This is a genomic window from Arthrobacter sp. ISL-85 (assembly GCF_018613675.1).
GTDB lineage: Bacteria > Actinomycetota > Actinomycetes > Actinomycetales > Micrococcaceae > Arthrobacter.
Genome location: NZ_JAGGPQ010000016.1, coordinates 36478 through 61969 on the forward strand (window position 1 = coordinate 36478; position 25492 = coordinate 61969).

Below are 25492 nucleotides of genomic sequence, written 5' to 3' on the forward strand. Positions count from 1 at the left end.
CTCAGTTCCCCTGTCCTGATCCTGAGTAGCTGAGCTGGAGGGTGGCGCCTTTGCAGCCATCCTGGTTGGTGGACGTGTCCAGCATCCCCACTCGCGGCCAGGCGCTTTGAGCGACGTTGAGCCCTTGAAGGGAACCGCCCGTGGCCGGGACTGCCAGCGGGTAGGGGCCGCTGTACTGGGTGACGGTGAAGTCGGCCGGCGTGCAGGGCAGGTTGCTTGCCACCGCGGCCGCGCTCCTGGTGACGCCCGCGACGGCGACCGAAAGGTTGGTCAGCGACAGCGGCTTGTTTATGGGGTTGCTGATCTGCAGGTTCAGTCCGGCCGAGGTGCCGGGGGCCAGGGTACCGGGGACGTTCCCGGAGATGCCGAACTGTTTGATGGTTGCGTCCAGGACCAGTTGGACGTTCGCGTAGGCGTACTGTGCCTTCCCAGAGGAGTCTTTGCCGGTGCCCACCAGGTACAGGCTGGAGATTCCGGTGGGGGAGCCGCTCGTGGTGGCCACCTGGAGGGTGGTGGAGTTGCCGGTGGTGGGGCTGGGCGAGAACGATGCCGTGGCACCGGACGGCAGGCCGCCCAGGACGCTGAAGCTGACCGGGCCGGTGAAGTTGGTGCGGGTCAGCTGCAGCGTGTACACGGCGGTGGCGCCGGGCGGGACGGTCACGGAGTCCGGTGTCGCCGCCACTGAAAACGCAGTGGTCATTTTGTAGTTCACGGTGAGGCTGGCGGTAGTGCTGCCGGAGACCTTGCCGCTGGTGCCGGTGATGGTCACCGCACTCGTGCCGGCTGGCGTGGTGGCGCTGGTGGCGGCGTTCAGGGTTGCCGTTGCCGTGCTGCCGGAGTTAAGGGTGACGGACGACGGCGTGAACGCGCCGTTCGCTCCTCCGGGCAGTCCCGCGGTGGCCAGGATGACGGTGCCGGTCAACCCGCCGGTAGAGGTGACGGTCACGGTGTAGGCGGCCGACTGTCCCTGCTGGACGGACTGGCTGGCAGGGGACACCTGCACGGTAATGCCCGGCTTCGGATTGTTCGCCGCCGCGACCAGCGATCCGGCGCCCAACAGCAGCAGTAGAAGCGCTGCCACCGCCGCCTTGATGCCGATCCGCCTGCGGCGCTGCGGCTGTCCGTCCTGGTTGTGCACCCTGTGCCCCCTCTATTTTTGGTGCAAATGACGGCAAGCCGGGGGCGGATTCGCACCGCCCCCGGCCCACTCGTTTGGTTAGTGGCTGGTGACTGCGATCGTGATCGTGGCACCCTTGCAGGCGTTCTGGTTGACCGAGGGGTCGTCTGTGAACGTAAGCTTGCCGCTGCCCAAGCTCTTCGTTTCACCAGCGGCAAGCGTGGTGACGGTGTTCGGGACTGAAGCTGCGAACCACTTCGCATCACACGTGCCGCTGGCGCTGACAACAGCTGCATCCAAGGTGACCGTGGTGCTTGAGGAGTTCGGGTTCGTTCCCGTGAAAGCGATGTCCTTGTAACCACCGGGGGTGATCCCCGCTTCAAAAGAGGCGTCGATCGTGATTGTGGACACGGTCGTCCCGGCGGAAGCCGCAGCCGCGCCGCCACCCGAGCCAGTGGTGCTCCAGTAGGCGTACGCTGCACCGCCGCCGGCTGCCAGCAACGTAGCGGACAGGGCAACAGCGGCGATCTTGTTCTTCTTGGTCATGGGACGCATGGAAAGACTCCTTGATGAATGTGAGTGAGAACCCGTTCCCCCATAGGTGGCCCCATCCAGGTGCCTTCCGGTGGATCGATGACCCAATATTTGCTGGCGGCAACAGGGCGCAACAACACGTACCGGTACCCGACTTTTTACAGGGTTGAACTTTCCACCACTTGGATGCGGGGCCCATTACTTGCAAGACCCAGCCGATCCTGACCAGCGCATATGTGCCAATCCCCGAGAAATCAGGGCAGGAGGAGGCCTAACAAGTAGTGTGTCCGGGGCGGACTACATCCTCGCTAGGCAAGCGCATTTTCGCTACGCAGAATCCCTGGCGCAGCCCTCATTTGGGCCTCGAAAAGTAGCCTCCGCGTCGAAATTTGATCTGCGCGTCGAGAGCGCGCTGACGGTCGGCGTCCGAGTGGAGCTGCTCCTACCGCGTGTCCACGTCCTCAAACACCAGGAACGTCTGCGTGTCCAGCACGCCGGGCATGGTTTGCAGCTGGTCGAAGATGACCCGGCGGAGGTCGATGTTGTCCACGGCCCGGACCAGCAGGATCACGTCGAAGTCCCCGCCCACCAGCGCGATGTGGTGCACTTCGGGGATGGCTCCCAGCTGGTCGCGCAGTTCGCGCCAGGAATCCTGCTTCAGCTTCAGGGTCACATACGCGGAGGACTTCAGCCCCGCCTTGATCGGGTCCACCAATGCGGTAAAGCGGGTCAGCACGCCATCAGAAGTCAGCCGGGAAATCCGCGAGTAGGCGTGCGCCCGGGAGATGTGCACGTTCTCCGCCACCTGCGTCACGGACATTCGGCCGTCCCGGGTCAGCTCGGCAATAATGCGCCGGTCAATCTCGTCCAGCGGAGCCGAATCAGCGGCAGCATCCTTGCCCGGCATTTTGTCCACGGCTCCCATCGGTAATCCACATCACAGTTACAAATTGTCTCCCATAGTAGGCACTTATCGGCAGCTTCTCCACGATTCGCGCAGGTACTGGATACGAAACCTGCCACAGGACAATACTGGGAGGGAATAGTGGCTACCGAAGGACGGACCAATGACGATCTCCGCAGACCACACCGCGCCGGATACCACCAGCACAGCGCCAGCAGACAATGCGCTGACGGAAGCTGTGAAGAAATTCGGCATCACGGTGGAGGACTACATGCTCCCCGCCCGGCACCAGATCCAGATGGTGGACCCGGACGGCCGGCTCATTCCCGGGGGTAAGCAGGGCACCCAGCCCGGCCACGAATATCCCGTGCCCGGCGACAAGGAACTGCTCGAAGCGTACGAACGCCTCGTCGTCGGCCGCCGCGTCAACGACCAGAACTCCGCCCTGGTCCGGCAGGGCCGCATGGCCGTGTACCCCTCCAGCCACGGCCAGGAAGCCTGCCAGGTGGCCGCCGCACTGTGCCTGTCCGAGGGCGACTGGATGTTCCCCACCTACCGGGACGCCGTCGCCGTGATGACCCGCGGCGTGGACCCCGTGCAGGTGATGACCATCTTCCGCGGCGATTGGCACGGCGGGTACGACCCCCTCAAATACAAGGTGGGCATCCAGTGCACGCCGCTGACCACCCAACTGCTGCACGCCGTGGGCGTGGCCCATGCCGCCAAGCTCCGCGGCGAGGACACTGTGGTGCTGGCCATGTGCGGCGACGGCGCCACCAGCGAAGGGGACTTTCACGAGGCCCTCAACTTTGCCGCCGTCTTCCACCTGCCGGTGATTTTCTTCGTCCAGAACAACAAGTACGCCATCTCGGTGCCGCTGGCGCACCAGTCCGTGGCGCCGTCGCTCGCGCACAAGGCCGTGGGCTACGGCATGGCGGGGGAACGCGTGGATGGGAACGACGTCGTGGCTCTCCTCGCCGTCCTGGACCGCGCCGTTGCGCTGGCCCGCGAAGGCTCCGGCCCGCTGCTGGTGGAGGCCAACACCTACCGCATGCAGGCCCACACCAACGCCGACGACGACACCCGCTACCGTGAGAACAGCGAGGTTGCGGAGTGGCGGGCCAAGGACCCTGTCAACCGGATGCGCACGTACCTGACGGACCGCGGGTTGCTGGATGACGACGGCGAGGCCAGGATCCGTGAGCACGCCGAGGCGGTTGCCGCACAGCTGCGCGAAGGCCTCAGTGAGGATGTGCCTGTGGACCCCCAGGAACTCTTCCGCCACGTCTTCGCTGAGCAAACGCCGCAGCTGAAGGAACAGTCCGCCATGCTAGCCGACGAGCTGGCCCGCGACGCAGCATCTACCTCTGATTCGAAGGAGGCCGGCAAATGAGCCCCACCATCACCACGTCGTCCGAGGCCAACGGCAACGTCAGCGCCGCCACCGCCCGTGCCGCAGCATCTGCTGCCGCGTCGGCTGAAGCCGCCGGGCCCCAGCCGGTCACCATGGCCAAGGCCCTCAACACCGCGCTCGCCGACGCCATGCACGCCGACTCCACCGTCCTGGTGTTCGGTGAGGACGTGGGTATGCTGGGCGGCGTCTTCCGAATCACCGACGGCCTCACCGCCACTTTCGGCGAGCAGCGCTGCTTCGACACACCCCTGGCCGAGTCCGGCATCGTCGGCATGGCTGTGGGCATGGCCATCAACGGGATGCGCCCCGTCATCGAAATGCAGTTCGACGCGTTCGCCTACCCGGCGTTCGAACAGATCGTCAGCCACGTGGCCAAGATGCACAACCGCACGCGCGGGATGGTCAAGCTGCCCATGGTCATCCGCATCCCATACGGCGGCGGCATCGGGGGAGTGGAGCACCACTGCGACTCCTCCGAGGCCTACTACGCCCACACCGCCGGCCTGAAGGTCTACACCCCGGCCACGGTGGCGGACGGCTACCGTATGCTCCGCGAGGCCATCGACTCCGACGATCCGGTGGTCTTCATGGAGCCCAAGAAGATGTACTGGACCAAGGACTCGGTGGACCTGGGCGAGCTGCGCCGCCTTCATGAGGAAGGCACGACGCCGGGACTTGGCTCTGAGGGGCGGGCCGCCGTCGCGCGTCCCGGCACCGACGCGACGCTGATTGCCTACGGTCCGTCCGTGCCCACCGCTTTGGCTGCTGCGGAAGCGGCTGCCTTGGAGGGGCGCTCGCTGGAGGTCATTGACGTGCGGACCATTGTTCCCTTCGACGATGCGACCGTGTGCGAGTCGGTGCGGAAGACAGGCCGGGCCGTGGTGATCGCGGAGGCGCACGGCTTCGCATCCGTGTCCTCCGAGATTGTGGCCCGGGTGCAGGAGCGCTGCTTCCATTACCTGGCCGCCCCCATCCGCCGCGTGACCGGGTTCGACGTCCCGTACCCGGCACCCAAACTCGAGAAGTACTACCTGCCCGGCGTGGACCGCATTCTTGACGCCGTTGACGACCTTCAATGGGAGAACTGACCATGAGCGAACCACGCGTTTTTTTGTTGCCGGACCTGGGCGAAGGCCTCACCGAAGCCGAACTGGTGTCCTGGCATGTTGCCGTGGGCGACGAAATAGCCATTGACCAGCCGATCGCCGAGGTTGAAACCGCCAAGTCCGCCGTGGAGGTGCCGTCCCCGTACGCCGGGATCGTGGCTGAGTTGCACGGGAAGCCGGGGGAGACCCTGGATGTGGGGAAGCCGCTGATCTCGGTGACGCCTCTTTCTTCTGTCGCCGCTCCGGTGGCCGCCGCGGATCATGCCGCCCCCGCCCCTTCGCCGGCCCAGCCCGTGGTTGAGCCAGCCGAGACGGAGTTGGCCGAGCCGAAGCCAGTGTCCACGGAGGCCGAGGCCTACCGTGAGGAGGAAAAAGCCGGCTCCGGGAATGTCTTGATTGGTTATGGCACTCCTGGCGGGCATGGCGTTGCCCGGCGCACCCGGGCCCGGAAGGCCGCCGTCGTCCTCGCTGAACCCGCCGAGACCAAGCCCACTGAGGACGACCTCGCCCTCCTGCGCACCCGCGTGCCGGGTAAGCTCGGGGCCGTGATCTCGCCGTTGGTCCGCCGGATGGCCCGGGAGCACGGCGTCGACCTCGGGGACATCTCCGGCTCGGGCGAAAGCGGCCTGATCATGCGCCGGGACGTGGAGGCTGCAGTCCGGACAACTGCCCCCGCGGCATCGCCCGAAGACAGGCCTGGAGAAATGGCTAAGCCCTCGGTCGCCGAGGCCGTCGAAACCCAGGGCCGCGATGCCCGCACCGGTCTTGCTGTCTCCGCCCGTACTCCGGTCCGGGGCGTCCGCAAAGCGGTGGCTGCGAACATGGCGCGCAGCCGGTCCGAGATCCCCGAAGCAACGGTGTGGGTGGACGTCGACGCAACGGCGCTGGTGCAGCTGCGCGAGGAACTTAAGACGAACGGCACCGAGGTTCCCGGCCTTTTGGCGTTCATTGCCCGGTTCGTCACCGCCGGCCTCAAGAAGTACCCGGAGCTGAACACGCGGATCGAAACCGCGGAGGACGGGTCGCAGGAGATCGTGGCGTTCGACGGAATCAACCTCGGCTTCGCGGCCCAGACGGACCGCGGTCTGGTGGTGCCCTCCGTCCGCGGGGCCGAAAAGCTCAGCGCCAGGGAGTTGGATGCGGAGATCCGCCGGCTGACGCAGGTGGCCCGCGACGGCAAGGCGACCCCGGCTGAGCTGGGTAGCGGGACGTTCACCCTGAACAACTATGGCGTGTTCGGCGTGGACGGTTCGGCCGCGATCATCAACCACCCGGAGGTGGGTATCCTCGGCGTTGGCCGGATCATCGACAAGCCGTGGGTGGTGAACGGCCAGTTGGCTGTCCGCAAGGTTACCGAGCTGACCCTGACGTTCGACCACCGGGTCTGCGACGGCGGCACGGCCGGCGGCTTCCTCCGCTTTGTGGCAGACGCCATCGAGAACCCGAGCGCACTGCTGGCGGAATTATAGCGGCATCGCCTCGCTACCGGCAGGGGCCGTCCCGGGGTGTCATGCGTGGTCCCCGCTTTCGCTGCCATCGCTTGCGGTGACCTCACTACCCTGGCAGGTCAGGGCCCGACCCGGCAGGTCAGGACCCATAACGTCGGCCCGAGCAATTTTGCCCTTCCAAGGTACTCCGCATAGTGACGGTCGGAAAACAGGCGGGAATGGTGTGGGTTGTCAGAGGCAAGTCTCTGCGGTGTGGAAGTACGCAGCGGGGACCGGGCTCTGGAAGTGCTGCGAAGATGCATATCATGCCCGGGCCGAAGTCCCTCAGGCCGTGGGTACCTAAATGAACTTATAGGTGGGCCCCCTAATATTTGCCTGCTCGAATACTGGGAACGATAAGGGCGAATTAGGGGGAAAGTTCTGGATTATTAGTTTCAGAAAAGTTTCGCAGACAAGACGGTTGACCTGGGATTCTCGCAGGGTTGGCGCTCGGTTCGGCGACTCGTTGACCTTGGTTCGCCGCAGCGAGGAGTACCTATGTATGAGAGGAACCGGTCAATTTCCTGACCGTAGCCGAAGTCGCTGCCGCCATGCGTTTGTCCAAGGCTACAGTTTACCGTCTAATGAGGGATCACGAAATCCAGGCAGTCAGATTTGGCCGAACGTACCGCATATCAGAGGCTGCCGTTGCAGACTACACGCTCGTGCGGTTTTCGGGCACGGCGATGGACGTGAAGTTTAAGATCTGTCTTGACGGCCAAGGCTGGATAGCACAGCAGACAAATTCTCGATTCACCTCCCAGATAAGGGTGCGTTCCTCGTTGCAGTGTACGACTGCTGCTGACGCTGGGGTGCTGGCTCGAATAAGTTGAAGTGCTGGGGACGCGTAAGCAGCAGCGGTAATCGACCGCACTATAGGCGTAGGTGGATGTCGGGTTGACCTTGTCGTCGGCCGGATCCGTCCGGCTGACGGCCCAGCACCACTCTCCTCGAGAAATTCTGCCTAGTTTCTCGAGAAGAGTATGGGTTATGGGCCCGCGCTTGTCCTCTGCAAAATGGCGGATCAAAGTAACCGTGGCCGGCTCCAGCCCTTTTGGTGGTACGAAACAACCGAGGCCCTAATACTATGTCGCACTGCAAAGACCCCAATGTGGCACCTGGGGACGTCTTCTACGTTATTCACGCCTTGAGTGGATTGCGGCGATCCACCTTACAGCAGTTCTGAGGGAGAACTGGAACCGCTCGGCCGCCCGGCCCGTCGAAGAAACATCATCGACGGTGCAACACAAGCAGGGTGAGCTGGCGAGGTGGCCGGAGAAGCATTTTGGCGACAAATCCAAGATCTCCCTCATTAAAACGGGACGTTTGGACCTAGCCCACTCCGCTCAAGATGTGCTGCAAAGCCGCCAATTATGCCGACCCGCCCGGCCCTTTCGATCAGTGGTCACATTTCTAATCAGATATGTCGCGTCTGCTTCGCCTGAGCTTTCGAAAATCTCGGCAGATTCCTATTAAGTTTTGGATCTCCCATGACCGTTTTAGGAATTCGTCTGATCGTCATCTGTACCACGAGTAACACGTCTATTTGATGCCAAGCGAAAACCAAGTAGTCGTATAACGAGAAGGTTACAAAAGCGAGTATACGGGGCGGTGGCAGCGGAGGAGTACTCAGTACCGCGCGGCGGTGAGTGCGGCTACCTTTGTCCCTACCCGGCGATCGGGTTGCAGGCTGGGCCAGCAGTGGCCCTTGTGTTCATAGACTCACTCGGCACCGCCTCGCAAAAAATACGACCAACACTCCCGAACTCAGAGGGGTTGATATGAGTGCATTTGTGACGGGCGGGGCTGGGTTTCTTGACTCCACTTCGGCAGAAGCCGCACAGTCGGCGCTCCATCAAGTGGGACGAATCCTGCTTATGGTCTCGATGACGTTGTTCCTCTCCTACTTGCTCCTCATGCTCGGTGCCGTCGTGGTGTCAGGCCTTCTGAGCACGGCTCGCTCCGTCCGCAAGCGTCTCGCGCACGACGTACCAGCCGCATCCGGCGCTCCGCAGTCCGCAGCACTGTTGCGGCGCATCGACTCTGCGGGCGACCGCCATGGAGTACGGGCGTAGGGAACAAAGACCATGATGATTCTGTATGGCCAGCGCGTCGACTTCGTACTGATCTTGGCCGTCAGCCTGGTGCTCCTGTCGGTTCTGTACGGCGTGCTGATGCTCGTGCTGTCCCGGTTCGAACCGGCGTACACGCGACGTCGAGCGATGACTTTCCCCGCGACCGTGGCCCAGAAAGCCGTCATCTTCGTGGTGCCCTGCCTCAACGAGGAACGGGTTGTCGCAGCAAGCCTCGATCGGCTCGTGGAGATGGACTACCTACAGATGCAGATCCTGGTGATCGACGACGGGTCGGACGACAGCACAGCGGCCATCGTGCGAGCGCACCCCGACCCCCGGGTCAGACTGCTGCAACGCCGACTGCCCACCGCCCGTCAGGGCAAGGGTGAAGCGTTGAACGCAGCGATCCGACACCTCCGCTCCGGGGCGCTCGGCGCCTACACCGACCCCTCGGACGTCGTCGTCTGCGTCGTGGACGCCGACGGGAGGATGGAGCCGCAGTCCCTAAATGAGGTGATGCCACTCTTCGCCGATCCTCGGCTGGGCGCCGTCCAGATCGGCGTTCGGATCAACAACCGCCACCAGAACCTGCTGGCCCGCATGCAGGACATCGAGTTCGTGCTTTACACACAAGTCTTCCAACGCGGTCGGCGGCACATGGGGAGCGTGGGGCTGGGTGGCAACGGGCAGTTCGTGCGGCTCTCAGCCCTCAACAGCCTCGGCCCCGAGCCCTGGTCCAGGAGCCTCTCCGAGGACCTCGATCTCGGCGTGCGGCTGCTGATCAGAGGGTGGAACATCGAATTCTGCTCCACCTCGGCCGTGCACCAGCAGGGTCTCGTGGACGCCCGGCGCTGGGTCAAACAACGGACCAGGTGGTTCCAGGGGCACATGCAGTCCTGGACGCTGGTCCCTTGGGTGCTCCGGGACCTGACCGGCGCGCGCCGCGTGGACCTGCTCTATCACCTGACGAGCCCTTACCTCCTCCTGCTCGCCTCCTTCCTCAGCGCCGCCTTCGTGCTGTGGATCGTCAGTATTGGCATTGGTGTGTTAGCCGGGTCTCTGCACTTCTCGTGGTGGTGGGTCTCGGCTTACGCCGCGGCCTTCGGACCTGCACTGATGTTCGGGGCCGTCTACTGGCGTCAGGAACGCGGTCACGGCTTCGGTCCGCTGAAGGCCCTCGTGGTCCTACACGTCTACGTCGGCTACGCCGTCCTGTGGTACGTCGCCGGTTGGAAAGCTGCTTTCCGCTCCCTCACCGGCCGCAACTCTTGGGCAAAGACGGACCGGACCACGGACGACCAGGACCCGACCACGCAGGAGCTGGACCATCCGCTGGCGGCACCGGCATGAGGACGGCACTCTTTCTGGGCGTGGCCATCCTTCTCGTAGGTGCCATCGCCGTCCCAGTCGGCCTTAGTCAGCGCCACACCGGCCCATGGTCGGACGGTGAGGTCCACGGACGATGGACGGTGATGTACACCGGCCACGGCGAAGCCTCGGGCAATGACGACGAGGTCGTGCTCCAGCCCAAGTCGGCCGCCTCCGCGGACATCACGCATGGCGGTCTCGTGCACACCACCCGCTCCTACAAGGACCCCACTTTCGAGGTGACCGTGCACACCGAGGCTCAGGTGCGAAACGGCACGCCGAACGACTGGGAAGTGGGCTGGGTGCTGTGGAACCTCCGCGACGACGAGCACTTCTACGCCGTGGCACTCAAGCCCAACGGGTGGGAGATCTCCAAGCAGGACCCTGCCTACCCCGGCAACCAGCGCTTCATCACCACAGGTGCGGAACCGCAGTTCCCTATCGGCCAGGACTACCGCGTGCGAGTGAAGCACGACTGGCCCCGCATGACGGTGAGCGTCGACGGGCGGGAGCTCGCGACCATCACAGACGATGAAAGACCGTACCGCGGCGGAACCATCGGCCTGTACACCGAGGACGCAAGAGTCCGCTTCACCCACCTGGACATCCTCCACGCCGCCTCCGGCTGACCAGGGCCTTCAGGCTCTCAACCAGAACACCCACGCACCAGGAGCAATCCCATGTCTCACTCATTCCCCAAGGCTCCCATCTCCGTCATGGCGATCTACGGCACACGGCCCGAGGCGATCAAAATGGCACCTCTCGTGATCGCACTGCGCGACGACCCGCGCTTCGAGGTCCGCGTGGTCGTCACGGGCCAGCACCGCGAGATGCTGGACCAGGTCAATCAGGCCTTCGGCATCGTCCCGGACCAGGACCTGAACATTCATGCCGCCGGTCAGACGCTGACCGAGATCACGACGCGGACCCTGCAGGGACTGGCTCAGGTCTTCGACGACCGACCGGATGCGGTTCTGGTGCAGGGCGACACGACAACCACCTTCGCCGCGTCCCTGGCGGCCTTCTACGCCGGCGTCACGGTGGTGCACACCGAGGCGGGACTGCGAACGGGCAACAAATACTCGCCCTACCCAGAGGAGATCAACCGTCGCCTCACCGGCCAGATGGCGTCCCTCCATCTGGCTCCAACGTGGGCCGCGCGGGACAACTTGCTGCACGAGAACGTCCCTTCCGGCTCGATCGTGGTGACGGGCAACTCGGTCATAGACGCCTTGTTCATCACTGTTGCCTCCCGGCCGAGGATCGAGGACCCCGCACTGGGCGCGCGTCTGGCGACGGGGCATCCCGTGGTGCTCGTGACGGCACACCGCCGTGAATCGTGGGGAGAACCGCTGCGTCAGGTCGGCCGGGCGATCGCCCGACTGGCTGCAGCGCACCCGGACCACGACTTCGTCTTCCCGGCGCACCGCAATCCCTTGGTGCGCGAGGCGATCCTGCCTGCTGTGCAGCATTGCCCCAACGTCCTGGTTACGGAACCCCTGCCCTACGCACAGTTCTGCGCACTGCTGGAGCGCTCCTCCATCATCCTCACCGACAGCGGCGGAGTGCAGGAGGAGGGGCCCTCGCTGGGCAAGCCGGTGCTGGTCATGCGGGATACGACCGAACGGCCGGAGGCCGTGGCCGTGGGCGCCGTGCAACTGGTCGGCACGGACGAGGAGACGATCGTGGACGCGGTGTCCATCCTCATTAAGGACGAACGGACCTACCGGCGCATGGCGAGGGCGCTCAATCCCTACGGCGACGGTCACGCCGCCGAGCGGACCGTCCAGGCCCTGGCCCGCCACTACGGACACGACGACACCGTGCAGGAGTTCCAGGACTGGGCAACAGCCGTCCCCGTCGCCTGAAAGTCACCACACGCGGAATCCGCGCCGGCGAGCGGAGCCGTCACCCGCACCCTCAAGGAGAAATCCATGGAGAAGCAGTACGAGTTGTCCAAGAGAGGGCGCATGAGGTGGATAATCGCCCTGGTGTCCCTGCCCCTGGTCGCCGCGAGCGCGGTCTTCGGCCTCACCGACGACAGCCTCGTCGAAGGAGAGAACTCCCCACTCGCGCAGCGTTACACCACGGTGACGAACTCCGTTGCCGACGCATCGGCGGTGAAGACCGCCACGTTTTCGCCGCGCTTCGGCCGACCGGACGGGAAGCGCACGCTCGTGCTCTACGACGGCACCGGTACCGCCTCGGAGGACGCCGAACTATACGGCATTGAGGCTGGGAATCTGGCCACGCACTTCGGCGAGGCCAAGGTCGCGGCCGTGGGCGACTACACCGCGGACATGATGAAGGACTTCGATGCCGTCGTCTACCTCGGAACGGACTCCAAGGCCACACCGCCAACGGCCTTCCTCACCGACGTCTTGAAGGGCACCGTGCCCGTGCTCTGGGTGGAGCAGAACATCGATAACCTCGTCGGAGACGAGCCGGGCTCGGTCGCGGAGTTCGTATCCCATTATGGCTGGGATCCCACCGCCCCTCTGCAGGTGAGCAACGACCAAGTGAAATCCGTGTTGTACAAGGACCGTTCCGTGCACCGCAACACGCTTAACTCCGACACCGTCTACAGTCCGCGCATTGTGGAGCCCGGAAAGGCCCGGACCCTTGCGACCATCGTGTGCGGTGACCCGCAGCACCCTGTTCCGTGTGAGGTCTCCGGCGAACCACCGATGACTGGACTTGCCTGGGCCGTAAGCTCAGGCAACCTTACCTATGTGGCCGAGATGCCCCTCAATTACATCGACGAGAACGACCTCTACCTGATCTTCTCGGATCTTTACTACGACCTACTCGCGCCGGGGACGGAACCCGTGCGGCAAGCTGCTCTACGCCTGGAGGATGTAGGCCCCGAAGCCGATCCCAACGACCTGCGGAAGGTGGCCGATTACCTGCACGATGCAGGGGTGCCCTTCCAGGTGGCTGTCTATTCCGTCCAGGTGGCCCGCATCCCCGGCAAGGACGGCTGGTACGGACTGAGCCTGCTCGACAGACCGAAGGTGGTCGAGGCGCTGAAGTACATGCAAGCGCGTGGTGGAACACTCATCCAGCACGGCACCACCCATCAGTACGGAACGTTCAACAACCCGTACAGCGGCAGATCGGGTGAGGACTACGAGTTCTACCGGTACGGCTGCACGGATACCGACCGGCCGCCCTACAAATTCGGGGAGTGCAAGGCCGACTCCTACATCACCAAGATCGGCCCGGTTCCGGAGGACAGTGTCGAGCAGCAGGTCGCCCGGATCGAACACGGCCGGCAGGTGATGATCGACGCCGGACTGGGCGCACCTACGATTTTTGAGACTCCTCACTACTCCGCATCCGTCAACGCCTATGCCGCGATCGCCGCGGTGTACAAGGCACGGTACGAACAGTCCGATTACTACACCGGCATGATCTCGGGCAAGAAGATCACCACCCGGTCCGACAGCCAGCAGTTCCCGTACACCGTCCACGACATCTACGGCACCACGGTGTATCCCGAAAACCTCGGCAATATCACCGTCACGGAGCAGAACAACCACGCCATCCGGGATCCGCAGTACATCATCGACCGGGCCAAAGCGAACCTGGTCGTCCGGGAGTCCACGGCCAGCTTCTTCTTCCATCCCTACCTGAGCCTCGACTTGCTCAAACAGACGGTCACCGGCATCAAGGATCTCGGCTACACGTTCGTCCCGGTCGGTGACCTGAGGTGAGGAAGGGGCGGCCTCGTGACTCGTTGAGCCGTCGATGAAGGATATCCCTCGCACCTCTCAGCACGCCCGGTTCGAGCACGCGGCCGTCGCGCTGTTCCGGACCTCCCTCGATCGAATCATCGCAGGGGATCAATTTCGACCTGATCGGATTGTCATATTATCCGTTCTGTAGGGATCGCTGAGCGGACTTCAAAACAACCTCCTTACGCTTTCGTAGCGCTAGGGGAAGGACGTAATCATCGTGGAAATTGCATGCCCGTGGTCTCGTTCCAGCGTCGGCAACGTCCAAAGTGCGGTCTCCACCCACGATGCTCTCCCTGATGCAGCGGCGTACCCTCCCACTTCTCAGGGGCAAGCGGCTTTCTTTCGAGCCCCTAACTCGCCAACGGGGGCCGAAGGCTCTTTGCAGATCCACACCGATCTGCCGCCTCCACCATCGGTGCCAGTCCGTATGGAATGTGGAGGTTACGCGTGGCTGGCCCCCAGCATCTGACGCCGCCAAGCCGTTGAGTGCCGCCGTCGCACGTCTTCAGCCATCGAAGCGGAGCGTGATCACCAGTCCGATTAGGGCAACGACACCGGCCAGCAGCATCGCCGCCCGGGGATCCCCGAAGTTCAAGGTCCACCCAAGGCCGAACCTGCGGGGAACCAGAAGTGCCGGATCTTCCCGGTTGATATAGATCAGGCCGCCGCGCCAGTACCTGTCATCGTCGCGGTGGGTCAGGCCCGTCTCTTCCCCGTTCTCGGCGCGGTCCCTGTTGTTCCTGGCCAGCACCGTGACGGTTGCCACCACGGACGCCAGTACCGGGACCACGATAACCAGCGGTGCCCACCGCGTAACCGTTCCGGTCCACATCAAAAGCGACGATCCCATCAGCCCGAGATCGATCATCGCCACCAGCCCGAGCAGTGCCTTGGCGCCTACCGACACATAGTGCCGGGCCCAGCGTGCGGAACCCGTCGGGCGGGCCGGGTCAAGATCCGGCCGGCTTCGAATGATGGCCGCCGTCATGCCCGCCAGCAGTGCCGTGAGGCCCAGCTGCAGGAAGACCAGCGAAAAGGCCGAGCCAACCGCCTTCGCCTCCATCCGGTTTGGCACACCGTTCGCGCCATAGTGAACGGCGAGGTTCTCGGGCATGGACGGGTACATCAGGACGCCGATGGCTGCCGTTCCAGCCGTGATGATGACCGCCGGTGCCAACCAGCGCCAAGGGAACCTCGGGGGATTGGTCCGGAGTTCCGTGTCCACCGCAATGCCCTGGTGCAGGCCCTCGAACCAGCCGCCGGCCGCCTTCGCCGCCCGGATCTCCTGATGGGCCAGGAAGAAGCAGCCGTACCAGGTGCCGACGAGCACCAGCACGGACAAGGGCAGCAGCAGCGGTTGCCCGGTCGCCGCGACGCTGACCACTCCGCCCAGGGCAACGACGCCGCCGCAGACCAGCACCCTCCGCCGATATACCCGGGCCTGCTCCGCTATCACGGGACTCGCCGTGTACTGGGCCGGGATCCGGACCCCGAAGGGAACTGTGCCGCTGGTAACTGAGGGCAGCACGAGCGCGAGCAAAAGAACCAGCCCCAGCAGCACGAAACCCAAAATGATGGAAACAATCATGGCTTGTCCTCCTGCTGGGTGGCACTAAATGAATCGAGCAGCGTCCGGCAGGCATGGAGAACGTCATCAGCCGGTATGCCCCTGGCCACGGCTTCCGCGAGAAGTGTCCGGGCCTTTGCCGTCCAGTCCGAGGGGAGGTACTGGTCCGTGGCAGCCGCGGTGACCACTGCCCCGGTCTTGCGGCTGAGGCGGATCAGCCCCTCCTGGCGAAGGAGGTCATAGGCCTTGTTGACGGTGTGGAAGTTGATGCCGAAATCGGCGGCGAGGGTGCGGATGGGCGGCAGCGTGCTGCCTTCTGTCAGTGTGCCGTGTGCGATCGCTTCCACGACCTGGTCCCGGATCTGTTGATAGATCGGGACCTCGGCAGCCAGATCCACGTTGATGATCAACGCCCGCTCCTCGCCTTTGTTCTATTAGTTATAGAACAAAGGGAGTTGCCTGCCAAGGGGGCATCCACGCTGGAAGGATCTTTCATGCAAACGGGTTTCCAGGACGATCTGCGCATAGAATAATAAGCATGCTTAGTTTGTCGGCTCCCGCAGCCTTCAGGGTGTTCACGATGCGGTGGCAGGTCGAAGGCACACTTAGGAGCTTCGCAGGGAAGGGAAGAACGGCATGACTAACACCGTTGTCAGGGGCCACCGCCACGGCTGGTGGTGGAAGACGCTGCTGGCCGGCTTTGGCCTGTGGGTGGTTACCATCGTGGTCACCGGCGCCACCGGAAATGTGAACCTGATCCCCACGCTGATCCTGCTGGGAAGCTTCCTGGTTCCGTTCTGTGTGGTGCTGTTCGCCGTCGAACGCGTGGCAGGCACCTTCGCGCCCATCCAGCTGATCCTGGCCTTCTTCTTCGGCGGCGTCTTTGGCGTGCTGGGAGCGTCACTCCTGGAATCCGATCTTCACGCGTCCCCATGGATTTACTTCCGCGTTGGCTTCATCGAGGAGTTCGTCAAGGCAGTGATCCTCCTGTTGATCGGCCGCTCCGTTGTTCCCAAGTCTGCCCCGCAGGGCGCCCTTCTGGGAGCCTGCGTGGGAGCCGGGTTTGCTGCGTTTGAATCTGCCGGATATGCCTTCAATGCGGCCGTGACCACCAGCGGCATCGACCTGGCGTCGCTGCTGCAGACCGAGGTAATGCGCTCCGTCCTCACGCCTGTGGGCCACGTTCTCTGGACGGCCCTGCTCGGGGCCGTCCTGTTCGGTGCCGCCGCAGGTGCCGGGCGGTACCGGTTCACCAGGGGCGTTGTGTTCGCCTTCGTCGGGGTGTCCATCCTGCACGGCCTCTGGGATTCCATGGGCGGCATCGCCGCGCTGCTGGCCTTTGTGGCAACGGGGAATGCCATCCCTGCATTGGAGTATGGCTTCCTCCGGCCGGGAACCGACGCCGAGGTGGCCTCCCTGTCCTCCACGTTCTACGTGGTGGGTCTTATCGTCGTTTCGGTGATCGGGCTGCTCGCACTCCGGGTCACCCTGCGGCGGCGCCGGTTCCGGGCTAATTGAGCGGCCCCTCAACCTGGTCCAGTAGCGACAGCGCACCCGCGTTAGAAATCTTTTCCGCATTAGGGTCTTTACGCACTGGCAGCAGCTAACTAAAGTGGAACGCGTCATAGTCCGGATGGGCGCCGGGGGCGTCCGGGAAGGGGGAGTGCATCACCGCTGACCGTAACCAGAAGACAAATGACCACTACGTTGAAGGCCCCTCCTAGGAGGGGCCTTCCCTTTTGACCCGGCATGTGTGCGGACTACCTGACCGGTCAGCCAGCCGGTCCCGCCCCCGGGCAATCGCCAATTGTAACGACGCATCTGGCCTCTCAACGGCGTTTGACGCAAAAACAGGTACCCCCGGCAGCCGGTCCGAGGGAGGGGCCGGAAACATGAGTACCCGATACTCATGGCCAGTTGACGGAGCCGCTCGTAGGATGGACCGAACAGGGGACGGGGATGCCGCGCAGGGTTGCCCATCCCCGCGGATCCAGGGGGAGGACAGCTATGCAAGCACCCGTCGCGGCTTCCGTGTCCGCTTGGTGGACCCAGCGGTAGAATCCAATAACTCTTTTGGACGGAGGCACGCCTTTGCAGACATTCGTGCACGTTGCCCGCAGTATCGTCCTTGTCTTGGTCCTGGCTTTGACGGCTGTCGCATGTGGCGACCTCAGGGCTCCTGCAGGTTCAGGGCCCACATCAGGTGCTGATCCGGGAAGCAGGGTCCCCGATACTGCAGAGCCAACGGCAGGCGATTCTTCCCAAGCGTCAGAACTCTCTGCAGCCCCAGAGCGTTCTCGAGACGTCACCTCCTCTGCAGTTTCCGGTCCTCCTCGAGCCCCAGACCCCACGGCGGCTTCCCAGACCGTGCCGACCGCCGACCTGCCTGGTTGGAAGCAAGTATTTTCGGAGGACTTCACCGGCGGAGATGTCAGCGTCGGCGCCTTTCCGGGCCCGGTTTACAGCCCGAGATGGAGCGAGAACTACATTGATGGGACGCCGGACACAGCGGCCCAACAGCAACCCAGCGACGCACGGACTTCCGGGTACTACCCCTCGAAGGTTTTAAGTGTCCATGACGGCGTTTTGGATATGTACCTGCACTCGGAAGACGGGGTAGCAATGGGTGCAGCTCCGTCGCCCAAACTCGGCGGTGCCAGTCAGCGTCCCTTCAACAGCCTGGTGTACGGGCGGTACTCTGTGCGCTTCAAAGCCGATGTCCTGCCGGGATTCAAATTGGCGTGGCTGCTCTGGCCAGACAGCAAGCAGTGGCCGCAGGACGGAGAGATCGACTTCCCCGAAGGGGACCTGTCAAAGGTCATTTACGCTGCCGTGCATGGCGTCGAGGCGGGCGAACACCAAAGTGACGTTTTCCGACCCAACGAACCATACGGTGACTGGCACATCGCCACCACCGAGTGGCGTGCCGATGGCATTGAGTTCTTCCTTGACGGAAAATCGCTTGGCGTCTCCACAAGGTTCATACCGACCAAGCCTATGCACTACATTCTGCAGACTGAGTCCTGCTCACCAACTTGTCCGCTGCCTCAAACCAAAGGCCACGTCCTGGTTGACTGGGTCTCCATCTGGGCAAAGACCTAGCTATCTGGGCTAAGACACAGCTGTCCGGGGCTGGGACTTCGCCCGTGAAGCTGCGCATACGACGGCGGCCGCGCGCCGCCGTCGTCCGTCCAACTTTTGCTTGGGAACCCCTTTGCACCGGCAGCAGTGATGCTTAGCTCACCCGGCCGGCTCGTCCAGCCGGCCCCGGAGGAAGCGCCGCTCCGCGTCGTTGTCCGTGAGGATCAGGGCCTCCTCAAACGCCACCCGGGCCTCCTCGGCGCGGCCAAGCCGGACCAGGAAATCCCCGCGAGCGGCGGCAAGGTACGGGTACCGTGCCAGCTGTGGTTCGGCGCCGAGCGCATCCAGTTCCGCGAGGCCTTCGGAAAATCCCGCGGCGAAGCCCAGGGCAATGGCCCGGTTGAGCCGAACCACGGGGGAGGGCCACCGTTCCATCAGCAGGTCATAAAGTCCCAGGATCTCCTGCCAGTCGGTGTCGGACCAGGACCTGCTCTCATCATGCACGGCCGCGATGGCCGCCATGAGGGCGAAGCGCCCCGGCGGCCGGGCAGCTAAAGCTTCCCCAAGGAGCGCCGCACCTTCACTGATGGCCTGCCGGTCCCAGACGGACCGGTCCTGGTGCTCCAGCAGGACGACGTCATGGTGCTCATCGAGCCGCGCATCCCTGCGGGCTTCGGTGAGCAAAACGAGTGCCAGGAGCCCGGCGACAGCGGGATCAGCAGGAAGCAGGACGCGCAGCATCCTTGCCAACTCCATCCCGCGTTCGGCGAGGTCTCGGCGCATCAACTCCGTGCCCGACGGAGCCGTGTGCCCCGTGGTGTACACCAGGTACACCACTGCCAGCACCCCGTCCACACGCTCGTGCAGCTCCGACGCGGGCGGCACCCGGTACGGGATATGCGCCGCCGCGATCTTCTTCTTCGCACGGGTGATGCGGGCGGCCATAGTGGATTCCGGCACGAGGAACGCCCGCGCCACCTCGGCCGTGGACAGCCCGCACAACAGCCGCAGCGTCAGGGCCACACGGGCCTCGAACGCCAGGGCCGGGTGGCAGCAGGTGAAGATCAGGCGGAGCCGGTCGTCCGGAATGCCATCGGGATCGAAGTCCGGAAGCCCGCCGTCGTACTCCTCTGGCTCAAGCAGCCTGGGCAGCGACCGTTGAACCGTAGCCGCGCGGCGGCGCATGTCCAGGGCCCGACGCCGGGCCGCCACCGTGAGCCAAGCCCCCGGATTCCTGGGGATCCCGCTCCCGCCCCAGCTGGACAGCGCGCTGGCGTAGGCGTCCTGGACTGCCTCCTCGGCGGTGTCGATGTCGCCCGCCACCCGCACCGTGGCCGCCAGCACGAAGGCCCACTCGCGGCGGTGCGCGTCCGCCACCGCTGCGGCAACCTCCGCGCTGGCGGCCCGCGGCATCAGTTGGCCACCCGCACGGGCCACACCTCGACTCCGACGCCGGCGGGAACCTCCTTGCCGATCTCAAGTGCCTCATCGAGGTCGGCTGCCTCGATCAGGTAGTAGCCGCCCAGGGTTTCCTTGGACTCCGCAAACGGGCCGTCCGTGACCAGGAATCCGCCGGCCCCGTCGCGGCGGACCGACGTCGCCGTGGAGGAGGGGTGCAGGGCCGCTCCGCCGAGCAGGGACGGGCCACGGCGCTGCTGGAACTCCTGGTAGCCCGCGCTGATCGATTCCCCTTCGGCCTGCCGTGCCACCGATTCGTCCTGATAGATCAGGATCAGGTACTTGGACATGTCATGCTCCTTTGCCGTGATGAAGGGCCCTTCATCGAGCCTCTACCAATACGACGCACAGGGGAAGCGGAATCGACAACAGCCGTAGTATTCCCTCCATTTCCAAGGTACCCCGCCGCAGGGGCCTTGCCGCAAGGCCCCCATCCGGCCGCATACTGGCGGTCGAACAAAACGGGAATGGGGTCACAAATGCATCACGTAGTGATTGTGGGATGCGGGCCCACGGGATTGATGCTGGCGGGGGAGCTGCGGCTGGCAGGGGTGGACGCCGTTGTCCTGGAGCGGCGCACATCCCAGGAACTGGCCGGCTCGCGCGGTGGTGGAATCCACGCCCGCACCATCGAACTGCTGGACCAACGAGGCATCGCGGACCGGTTCCTCGCCGCGGGCAAGACGCTGCAGACCGCCACGTTCGGCGGCACCCAGCTGGATCTTGGCGGCATGCCAACACGCCACCCCTACACCTTGGCACTGTTCCAAAACCACATCGAGCGGCTGCTGCTTGAGTGGGTGGAGGAGCTTGGCGTGCAGATCCGGCGCGGGGTGGAGGTCACCGGAGTTTCAGTGGACGACGCCGGCGCGGACGTTCAGCTTGCCGACGGCAGTCCGGTGCGGGCCCGCTACGTTGTGGGCGCCGACGGCGGGAGAAGCATGGTGCGGCGGTCTGTGGGCATCCCAATGATCGGCCCGGACGCCACCCGGAGCAGCCTGATCGCAGAAGTGAAGGTGGCGGGGGAGCCCGTCCAGCAGGGAAAGGTGGACGCCCGAGGGATCCACGGGCTGTACCCGATGGGTGACGGCACCGTCCGGGTGGTGGTGACCGAAGCTTCCCTTGGCCCGGCCACCGAGCCCACCCTGACGGACCTGCGGCAGGCCCTGAACGATGTGTTCGGGACGGACTTCGGGGTGCACAGTCCCACCTGGCTGTCGCGGTTCACCGACGCCACCCGGCAGGCGGAGTCCTACCGGAAGGGCAGGGTGCTGCTGGCAGGCGATGCCGCCCATGTCCATTCACCCACGGGCGGGCTCGGGATCGGCCTGGGACTGCACGACGCCGTCAATCTCGGCTGGAAACTGGGGCAGGTGCTGCGGGGCGTCTCCGGTGGGGACCTGCTGGACACCTATCACGCTGAGCGCCACCCGGCAGGGGAACGGGCGCTGAAGTACACCATGGCGCAGTCCCTCTTCCAGAAGGCCGACCCCCGGCAGGAGGCGCTTCGCGACCTGCTCGCCGAAGTGCTTCGCGCTGACGGTGCAGGCGCCCCCATTGCGGGGCTCATTACCGGGCTCGACGTCGCCTACGATCCGGGCCCCGGCCGTCCCCTTCTGGGCCGCCGCATGCCCGACCTGGACATCTCGGCGGCTTCTGGCCCGGTCCGGGTGTACCAGTTGCTGCACCAAGCACGCCCGTTGCTGCTCGAGTTCGGCGGCCCCCGATTGGAGGTGGGCGCCTCGGCGGGGTACGTGCAGCACGTCAGGGCAACGTACGACGGCGCGTGGCAGCTTCCCGTGCTGGGTGCGGTTGCTCCGCCCATGGCAGTCCTGGTGCGGCCCGACGGTTACGTGGCCTGGGTGGGCGAGGGCTCAGCGAACGGGCTCGCCGAGGCCCTCGCCAAGTGGTTCGGCAATGGGGGCCGGTGAAGAACTGAGTTGACCCACGGGGTGGTCGGCCGTCGCAGGGAATGGGTGGACAGCTGCGGGCCCCGGCTGGGCGGCTGCGGCGGCGGGCTGCTCCGGCGACAGGGAGCGGAGCACGGCCTTCTTCAGCCTGCCCGCGAAGCGTCGCTCGACCATCCGCTGGATAAGCCACGCCAGGATGAGGCTGAACGCTAATGCGACGGTTACCGTTGGCCACGGCCCAAGGGCCACATGCAGGCTCTTGATGATCCACCACCCCCACATTTCGTGGACCAGGTACAGCGGGTACGTCAACGCTCCCGCGATGCTCATCCACTTCCATCCCGCATGACGAAGAGGCGTGGTGGTGACCAGCGAAACGACGGCAACGAAGGTGAGGATCACCAGCCACGCCGTGTCTGGTGGAAGCGGATGGCCCGTGCTTTGGGACATGGCCGGGAGGAACCTGTCAGCTGTCTGATGGCAACCCAGCAAGGTGTTGACACCAACGGCCAGCCAGCGGACCAGGCTGTGGCCCTGTGAATGGACCAGGTAGAGGCCGATTCCCACCGCGAAGAGAGGCGAAAAATCGGGGATCAGCAGAGCCTCAAGCAGTTTGGAGTCTGCCTGGATGGCCAACATTCCAAGGAGCGGCCACAGGAAGACGAACGCGAGCAGCCGTTGATGGGTCATTCCGCGCCACAGGAAGAAGGCAATCGTGACGTAGAACAACAGTTCGACCCACAACGTCCAGAAGACACCGTCCAGCGAACTGACGCCCACGGACTGCTGCAGCATAGTCAAATTCAGCAGAGCGTCAGTCCAATTGACGTGGTTCATGTCCCCGTGGGTTACGGCCAACAGGAGAAAAGATGCAAGGAGGACGGCTGTCCAGTAGGCGGGAAACAACCGCGAGATCCGCGAGGCGGCAAACTGGCCAACCGACCGCCCGTGGGCTGACATCAGGATGACAAAGCCACTGATGATAAAGAAGAGCTGGACACCCATGGCGCCGTAAGCGGTAATTCCGGAAAGTCTGGGAAAGACCTCCCGCGAGGGAACACCCCAGAACAGATCTCCGAAGACTGCCGTGTAGTGGTAGGCGACGACCCCAAGGGCGGCCGCGAGCCGGAGACAGTCAAGAAGAAGCAGCCGCGGACGTGCCGGCCCGGATACAAAAGGGGCAGGGCGGGATGGGAACATGGGCGCGGCTTTCTGCAGCATCTACTCGGAGCGTTGCGATATTATCAGTCGCCCCGCCCTTATCCCTTTTGTAGACCCCAGTGTTTCCTTTATTGCCTGACGGCCGGCAAGGGCAGCCAGGCGCCACGGATGCATTAATTGGGAAAAATTGAGCAAAAAATGCGGGAAAGCCCCCTATTGCCAAGAGGCACGGGTTTGTTAAGCTGATCACCGGGTCAGGCAGGCGGCCCCTCTGTTGCCGCCCAGGGAAATCTTTTTCCACCGCCACCCCTCCACTCGGGCCAGCCGATGGCAAACACCCCCAAGGCGCGCAAACGTCCGCTAAGCCGACGCGGATGTGGCCCAGGGTATCCAATTTTCGGGGGTGGGCCACATCCCGTCTTTCCCTCCGGGGGCCAGCAGCGTCGCTGGCCCCCGGGCCATCATTCAGTCTTCAGTCGTCGAAGTGCGCCTTCGCGTCCTCCGGCCGTGCAAAGCGGCTCACCAGTCCTTCGGCAAGTTCATTGAGCTTTTGATTCCTGGTGTTGGAGGCACTGCGGAGGAGCTCGAATGCTTCGTCCTTGTCGCACTTGTTTTGCGCCATGATGATCCCGCAGGCCAAATCGATCACGGTCCGGGTATCCATCGCCGCCCTCAGGTTCTCGGCGCGCTGTTCCACTGACGCGATACGCACGGCCAGCCGGAGCGCCTTGCCCGCCATCTCGCCGAACCTCACCCCGTCGGCTATGGCCTGCTCGTTGAAGACTCCGCTGACGGGAGCGAAGAAATCGAGGACCGCTCCGCCGTCGTCGTGCAGTTTCATCGGGATTCCCAGGGTGCTGGCGACGCCCGCGGCCGACAGGGCCGTGCGGTACTCAGGCCACTGGAGGTCCGATGACACGTCGTCGAGCAGGACGGGAACGCCGGTTTCGAGGGCCTCGATGCAGGGGCCGTCGCCCAGTGATTGTTCGATCCGGTCCAGCACCACTGCCCTCCCGCTGCTGCCGCCGATGGTGGCCGTGCGCTTGCGGCGGTGCAGCGTTACGGCGCACTCAATGGGTTCTCCCGTGGTGCTGGTCATGGTGGCCGCCGCATACCCGGTGAGGTCATCGAGGACGGATTTGATGTCTTCCATGCCTGCGATGAGGTCCACAAGCTCTTCGAGGTCGTCTGTCCTGTCCTGGTCCACCATCCATTCAATGTAGAAGCGGCGGCCAGCCCCCACAAGGGTGTGCCTGATTTGTCCTTGTTGCCAGCCTTCGCCCAGCTTCCACCCAGCGCAGTTATGGAACCGTTATATATGCTTGCCTAGTGGTTTTGAGGTCAAGCAGCGGAATTCTGTCAGCATCAACAGGCCCGGGAGGCGCCGAAACAGGGCTTCTTGCCGGGCGCAAGCATGCCCTGGACGGGCTCCGGATTGTTGCCGTCGCAGGCGTGTTTTTCTTCCACACGGCAACGGAGTCCATGCCGGGTGGCTCCATTGGCGTGGATGTGTTCTTCACGCTCAGCGGGTTTGTCATCACGCTGCTGATCATGAAGGAAAGGATCGCAACCGGGCGGCTCCATCTTGGCATCTTCTACGCCAAGCGCCTGGCCCGGCTCTGGCCGGCGCTGCTGGCGCTGTGTGCGGTGATCGTCGGCGCCGGTCTCCTGTTCCCTGCCTCGGGCTGGGGCGGGCAGGCCGGGTTTGTCCTTCCCGCTGCCGGCTACGTCATGAACCTGGCGCACTTTGGCATGTTCGGCGACTCCATTGCCGGCGAAACCCTGGGCCCCACCTGGACCCTGGCCGTCGAGGAACAGTTCTACCTGGTCTGGCCGCTGCTCCTGCTGGTGATGCTCCGGTTCTGGAAGGTCCGCACCGCAGCCTTCGCTACCGTGGCACTGGCCGCCGCCTTCGTGCTGAACCGTTTCCTGCTGGTCGATGCCGGCCAGCCACTGGACCGCATCTACAACGGGCCGGACACGCGGGCCGACGAACTGCTGATCGGCTGTGCACTGGCACTGCTGTTCACCGCGGTGCGCCAGGGATCCCGGCTGCATCACGCCCTGGCGTCGGCTGCCCGCTGGGGCGCGCCCGTCGCCGGCGTCACCCTGGTGGCCGCGCTGTTCCTGCTGAAGGAGCCAGATACCCCCGGCGCCTGGTTCAATACGTTCTGGACGGTTGGTCCCGTGGCGCTCGCGCTGCTCTCCGCAGTACTGATCGGCTCGCTGGTCCTCCAGCCCGCCGGCTTTCTGTCACGCACGCTCAGCCACCCCTGGCTGGCCCGGCCCGGCCGCGACCTGTCGTACGCCATGTACCTCTGGCATCTGCCGGTCTACCTGCTGCTGATGCCCCTCATCCCGGCACTGCCGCTCCGTATCGCCCTCACCGCAGCCTTCACCGTGCTTTTGGCGTACGCGTCGTTCCGCTTTGTTGAGCGGCCGCTGCGGCGCTGGGCGAATAGAAGGCTCGATCCCGCCGTCGTGCCTTCCACCGCCGGGCGTTCCAAGGCGCCCGTGGCGGCGTCAGCGGGCTAAGTCGCTGGGCTGAACAGCGCGTACCCGCGCCGCGT

Annotated in this window: 21 protein-coding genes and 1 pseudogene; 13 read left to right on the plus strand and 9 right to left on the minus strand. The window is 64.4% G+C overall.

Annotated features, from left to right (window positions below; translation table 11 throughout):
• Position 1: 1 nt before the first annotated feature.
• The 3 genes from J7I84_RS11785 to J7I84_RS11795 all read right to left on the minus strand — a co-directional run bounded on the left by J7I84_RS11785 (position 2) and on the right by J7I84_RS11795 (position 2558).
• Positions 2-1138 carry a hypothetical protein gene (locus tag J7I84_RS11785; protein ID WP_214944714.1) on the minus strand — a complete coding sequence of 379 codons (1137 nt, stop codon included), beginning with the start codon at positions 1136-1138 and terminating at the stop codon, positions 2-4.
• A 78-nt stretch (positions 1139-1216) separates the two neighbouring features.
• On the minus strand, positions 1217-1672 hold the full coding sequence (locus tag J7I84_RS11790) for a hypothetical protein (RefSeq protein WP_251046527.1): 456 nt from the start codon (positions 1670-1672) through the stop codon (positions 1217-1219).
• Positions 1673-2093: 421 nt separating this feature from the next.
• On the minus strand, positions 2094-2558 hold the full coding sequence (locus tag J7I84_RS11795; RefSeq protein ID WP_214944993.1) for an Lrp/AsnC family transcriptional regulator: 465 nt from the start codon (positions 2556-2558) through the stop codon (positions 2094-2096).
• A gap of 160 nt (positions 2559-2718) precedes the next feature.
• Here J7I84_RS11795 and pdhA point away from each other — a divergent pair, with 160 nt between their 5' ends.
• From pdhA to J7I84_RS11840, 9 genes and pseudogenes are all read left to right on the plus strand, one after another.
• Positions 2719-3948 carry a pyruvate dehydrogenase (acetyl-transferring) E1 component subunit alpha gene (pdhA, locus tag J7I84_RS11800; RefSeq protein ID WP_214944716.1) on the plus strand — a complete coding sequence of 410 codons (1230 nt, stop codon included), beginning with the start codon at positions 2719-2721 and terminating at the stop codon, positions 3946-3948.
• Complete coding sequence (locus J7I84_RS11805) at positions 3945-5057, plus strand: alpha-ketoacid dehydrogenase subunit beta (protein ID WP_214944718.1); 1113 nt, start codon at positions 3945-3947, stop codon at positions 5055-5057. Before pdhA ends, J7I84_RS11805 begins: the two co-directional genes overlap by 4 nt.
• Positions 5058-5059: 2 nt before the next feature.
• Positions 5060-6544, plus strand: a complete 1485-nt coding sequence (locus tag J7I84_RS11810) for a dihydrolipoamide acetyltransferase family protein (protein ID WP_214944720.1) — start codon at positions 5060-5062, stop codon at positions 6542-6544.
• A gap of 542 nt (positions 6545-7086) precedes the next feature.
• Positions 7087-7218: pseudogene (locus J7I84_RS21550) on the plus strand (helix-turn-helix domain-containing protein); the annotation flags it as partial.
• 1125 nt (positions 7219-8343) lie between these two features.
• Positions 8344-8637, plus strand: coding sequence for a hypothetical protein (locus tag J7I84_RS11820; RefSeq protein ID WP_214944724.1), 294 nt, complete (start codon positions 8344-8346; stop codon positions 8635-8637).
• A gap of 12 nt (positions 8638-8649) precedes the next feature.
• Positions 8650-9987, plus strand: a complete 1338-nt coding sequence (locus J7I84_RS11825; protein ID WP_214944726.1) for a glycosyltransferase family 2 protein — start codon at positions 8650-8652, stop codon at positions 9985-9987.
• Positions 9984-10634: a DUF1080 domain-containing protein gene (locus J7I84_RS11830; RefSeq protein WP_214944728.1), complete on the plus strand. Its 651-nt coding sequence runs from the start codon at positions 9984-9986 to the stop codon at positions 10632-10634. The genes J7I84_RS11825 and J7I84_RS11830 overlap by 4 nt, the downstream gene beginning before the upstream one ends.
• 51 nt (positions 10635-10685) lie before the next feature.
• On the plus strand, positions 10686-11873 hold the full coding sequence (gene wecB / locus J7I84_RS11835; RefSeq protein WP_214944730.1) for a non-hydrolyzing UDP-N-acetylglucosamine 2-epimerase: 1188 nt from the start codon (positions 10686-10688) through the stop codon (positions 11871-11873).
• A 102-nt stretch (positions 11874-11975) separates the two neighbouring features.
• Positions 11976-13721, plus strand: coding sequence for a DUF2334 domain-containing protein (locus J7I84_RS11840; protein ID WP_214944732.1), 1746 nt, complete (start codon positions 11976-11978; stop codon positions 13719-13721).
• 529 nt (positions 13722-14250) lie between these two features.
• Here the strand turns inward: J7I84_RS11840 and J7I84_RS11845 are convergent.
• Together J7I84_RS11845 and J7I84_RS11850 are read right to left on the minus strand one after the other, a co-directional pair.
• On the minus strand, positions 14251-15333 hold the full coding sequence (locus J7I84_RS11845; RefSeq protein ID WP_214944733.1) for a DUF1648 domain-containing protein: 1083 nt from the start codon (positions 15331-15333) through the stop codon (positions 14251-14253).
• Positions 15330-15722, minus strand: coding sequence for a GntR family transcriptional regulator (locus tag J7I84_RS11850; protein ID WP_214944735.1), 393 nt, complete (start codon positions 15720-15722; stop codon positions 15330-15332). Before J7I84_RS11850 ends, J7I84_RS11845 begins: the two co-directional genes overlap by 4 nt.
• 226 nt (positions 15723-15948) lie before the next feature.
• Here J7I84_RS11850 and J7I84_RS11855 point away from each other — a divergent pair, with 226 nt between their 5' ends.
• Together J7I84_RS11855 and J7I84_RS11860 are read left to right on the plus strand one after the other, a co-directional pair.
• A complete protein-coding gene (locus tag J7I84_RS11855; RefSeq protein WP_214944737.1) occupies positions 15949-16830 on the plus strand; it encodes a PrsW family intramembrane metalloprotease in 882 nt (293 codons plus the stop codon).
• An 849-nt stretch (positions 16831-17679) separates the two neighbouring features.
• A complete protein-coding gene (locus tag J7I84_RS11860; protein ID WP_214944739.1) occupies positions 17680-18414 on the plus strand; it encodes a glycoside hydrolase family 16 protein in 735 nt (244 codons plus the stop codon).
• Between the two features lie 138 nt (positions 18415-18552).
• Here the strand turns inward: J7I84_RS11860 and J7I84_RS11865 are convergent, their stop codons facing one another.
• Both J7I84_RS11865 and J7I84_RS11870 read right to left on the minus strand, forming a co-directional pair.
• Positions 18553-19806 carry an RNA polymerase sigma factor gene (locus J7I84_RS11865; protein ID WP_214944741.1) on the minus strand — a complete coding sequence of 418 codons (1254 nt, stop codon included), beginning with the start codon at positions 19804-19806 and terminating at the stop codon, positions 18553-18555.
• Positions 19806-20141, minus strand: coding sequence for a YciI family protein (locus J7I84_RS11870; RefSeq protein WP_214944743.1), 336 nt, complete (start codon positions 20139-20141; stop codon positions 19806-19808). Before J7I84_RS11870 ends, J7I84_RS11865 begins: the two co-directional genes overlap by 1 nt.
• 189 nt (positions 20142-20330) lie before the next feature.
• Between J7I84_RS11870 and J7I84_RS11875 the strand changes: the two genes are divergently transcribed.
• Positions 20331-21782 (plus strand): FAD-dependent monooxygenase, encoded by a 1452-nt coding sequence (locus J7I84_RS11875; RefSeq protein ID WP_214944745.1) that lies wholly within the window; start codon positions 20331-20333, stop codon positions 21780-21782.
• On the opposite strand, the gene J7I84_RS11880 is transcribed toward J7I84_RS11875, so the two are convergent.
• Both J7I84_RS11880 and J7I84_RS11885 read right to left on the minus strand, forming a co-directional pair.
• Positions 21726-22982, minus strand: a complete 1257-nt coding sequence (locus J7I84_RS11880; RefSeq protein WP_214944747.1) for an acyltransferase — start codon at positions 22980-22982, stop codon at positions 21726-21728. The genes J7I84_RS11875 and J7I84_RS11880 overlap by 57 nt on opposite strands.
• A 412-nt stretch (positions 22983-23394) precedes the next feature.
• On the minus strand, positions 23395-24132 hold the full coding sequence (locus tag J7I84_RS11885; protein ID WP_214944749.1) for a GAF and ANTAR domain-containing protein: 738 nt from the start codon (positions 24130-24132) through the stop codon (positions 23395-23397).
• Between the two features lie 119 nt (positions 24133-24251).
• Here J7I84_RS11885 and J7I84_RS11890 point away from each other — a divergent pair, with 119 nt between their 5' ends.
• Complete coding sequence (locus J7I84_RS11890) at positions 24252-25457, plus strand: acyltransferase (RefSeq protein ID WP_311381138.1); 1206 nt, start codon at positions 24252-24254, stop codon at positions 25455-25457.
• Positions 25458-25492: the final 35 nt, after the last annotated feature.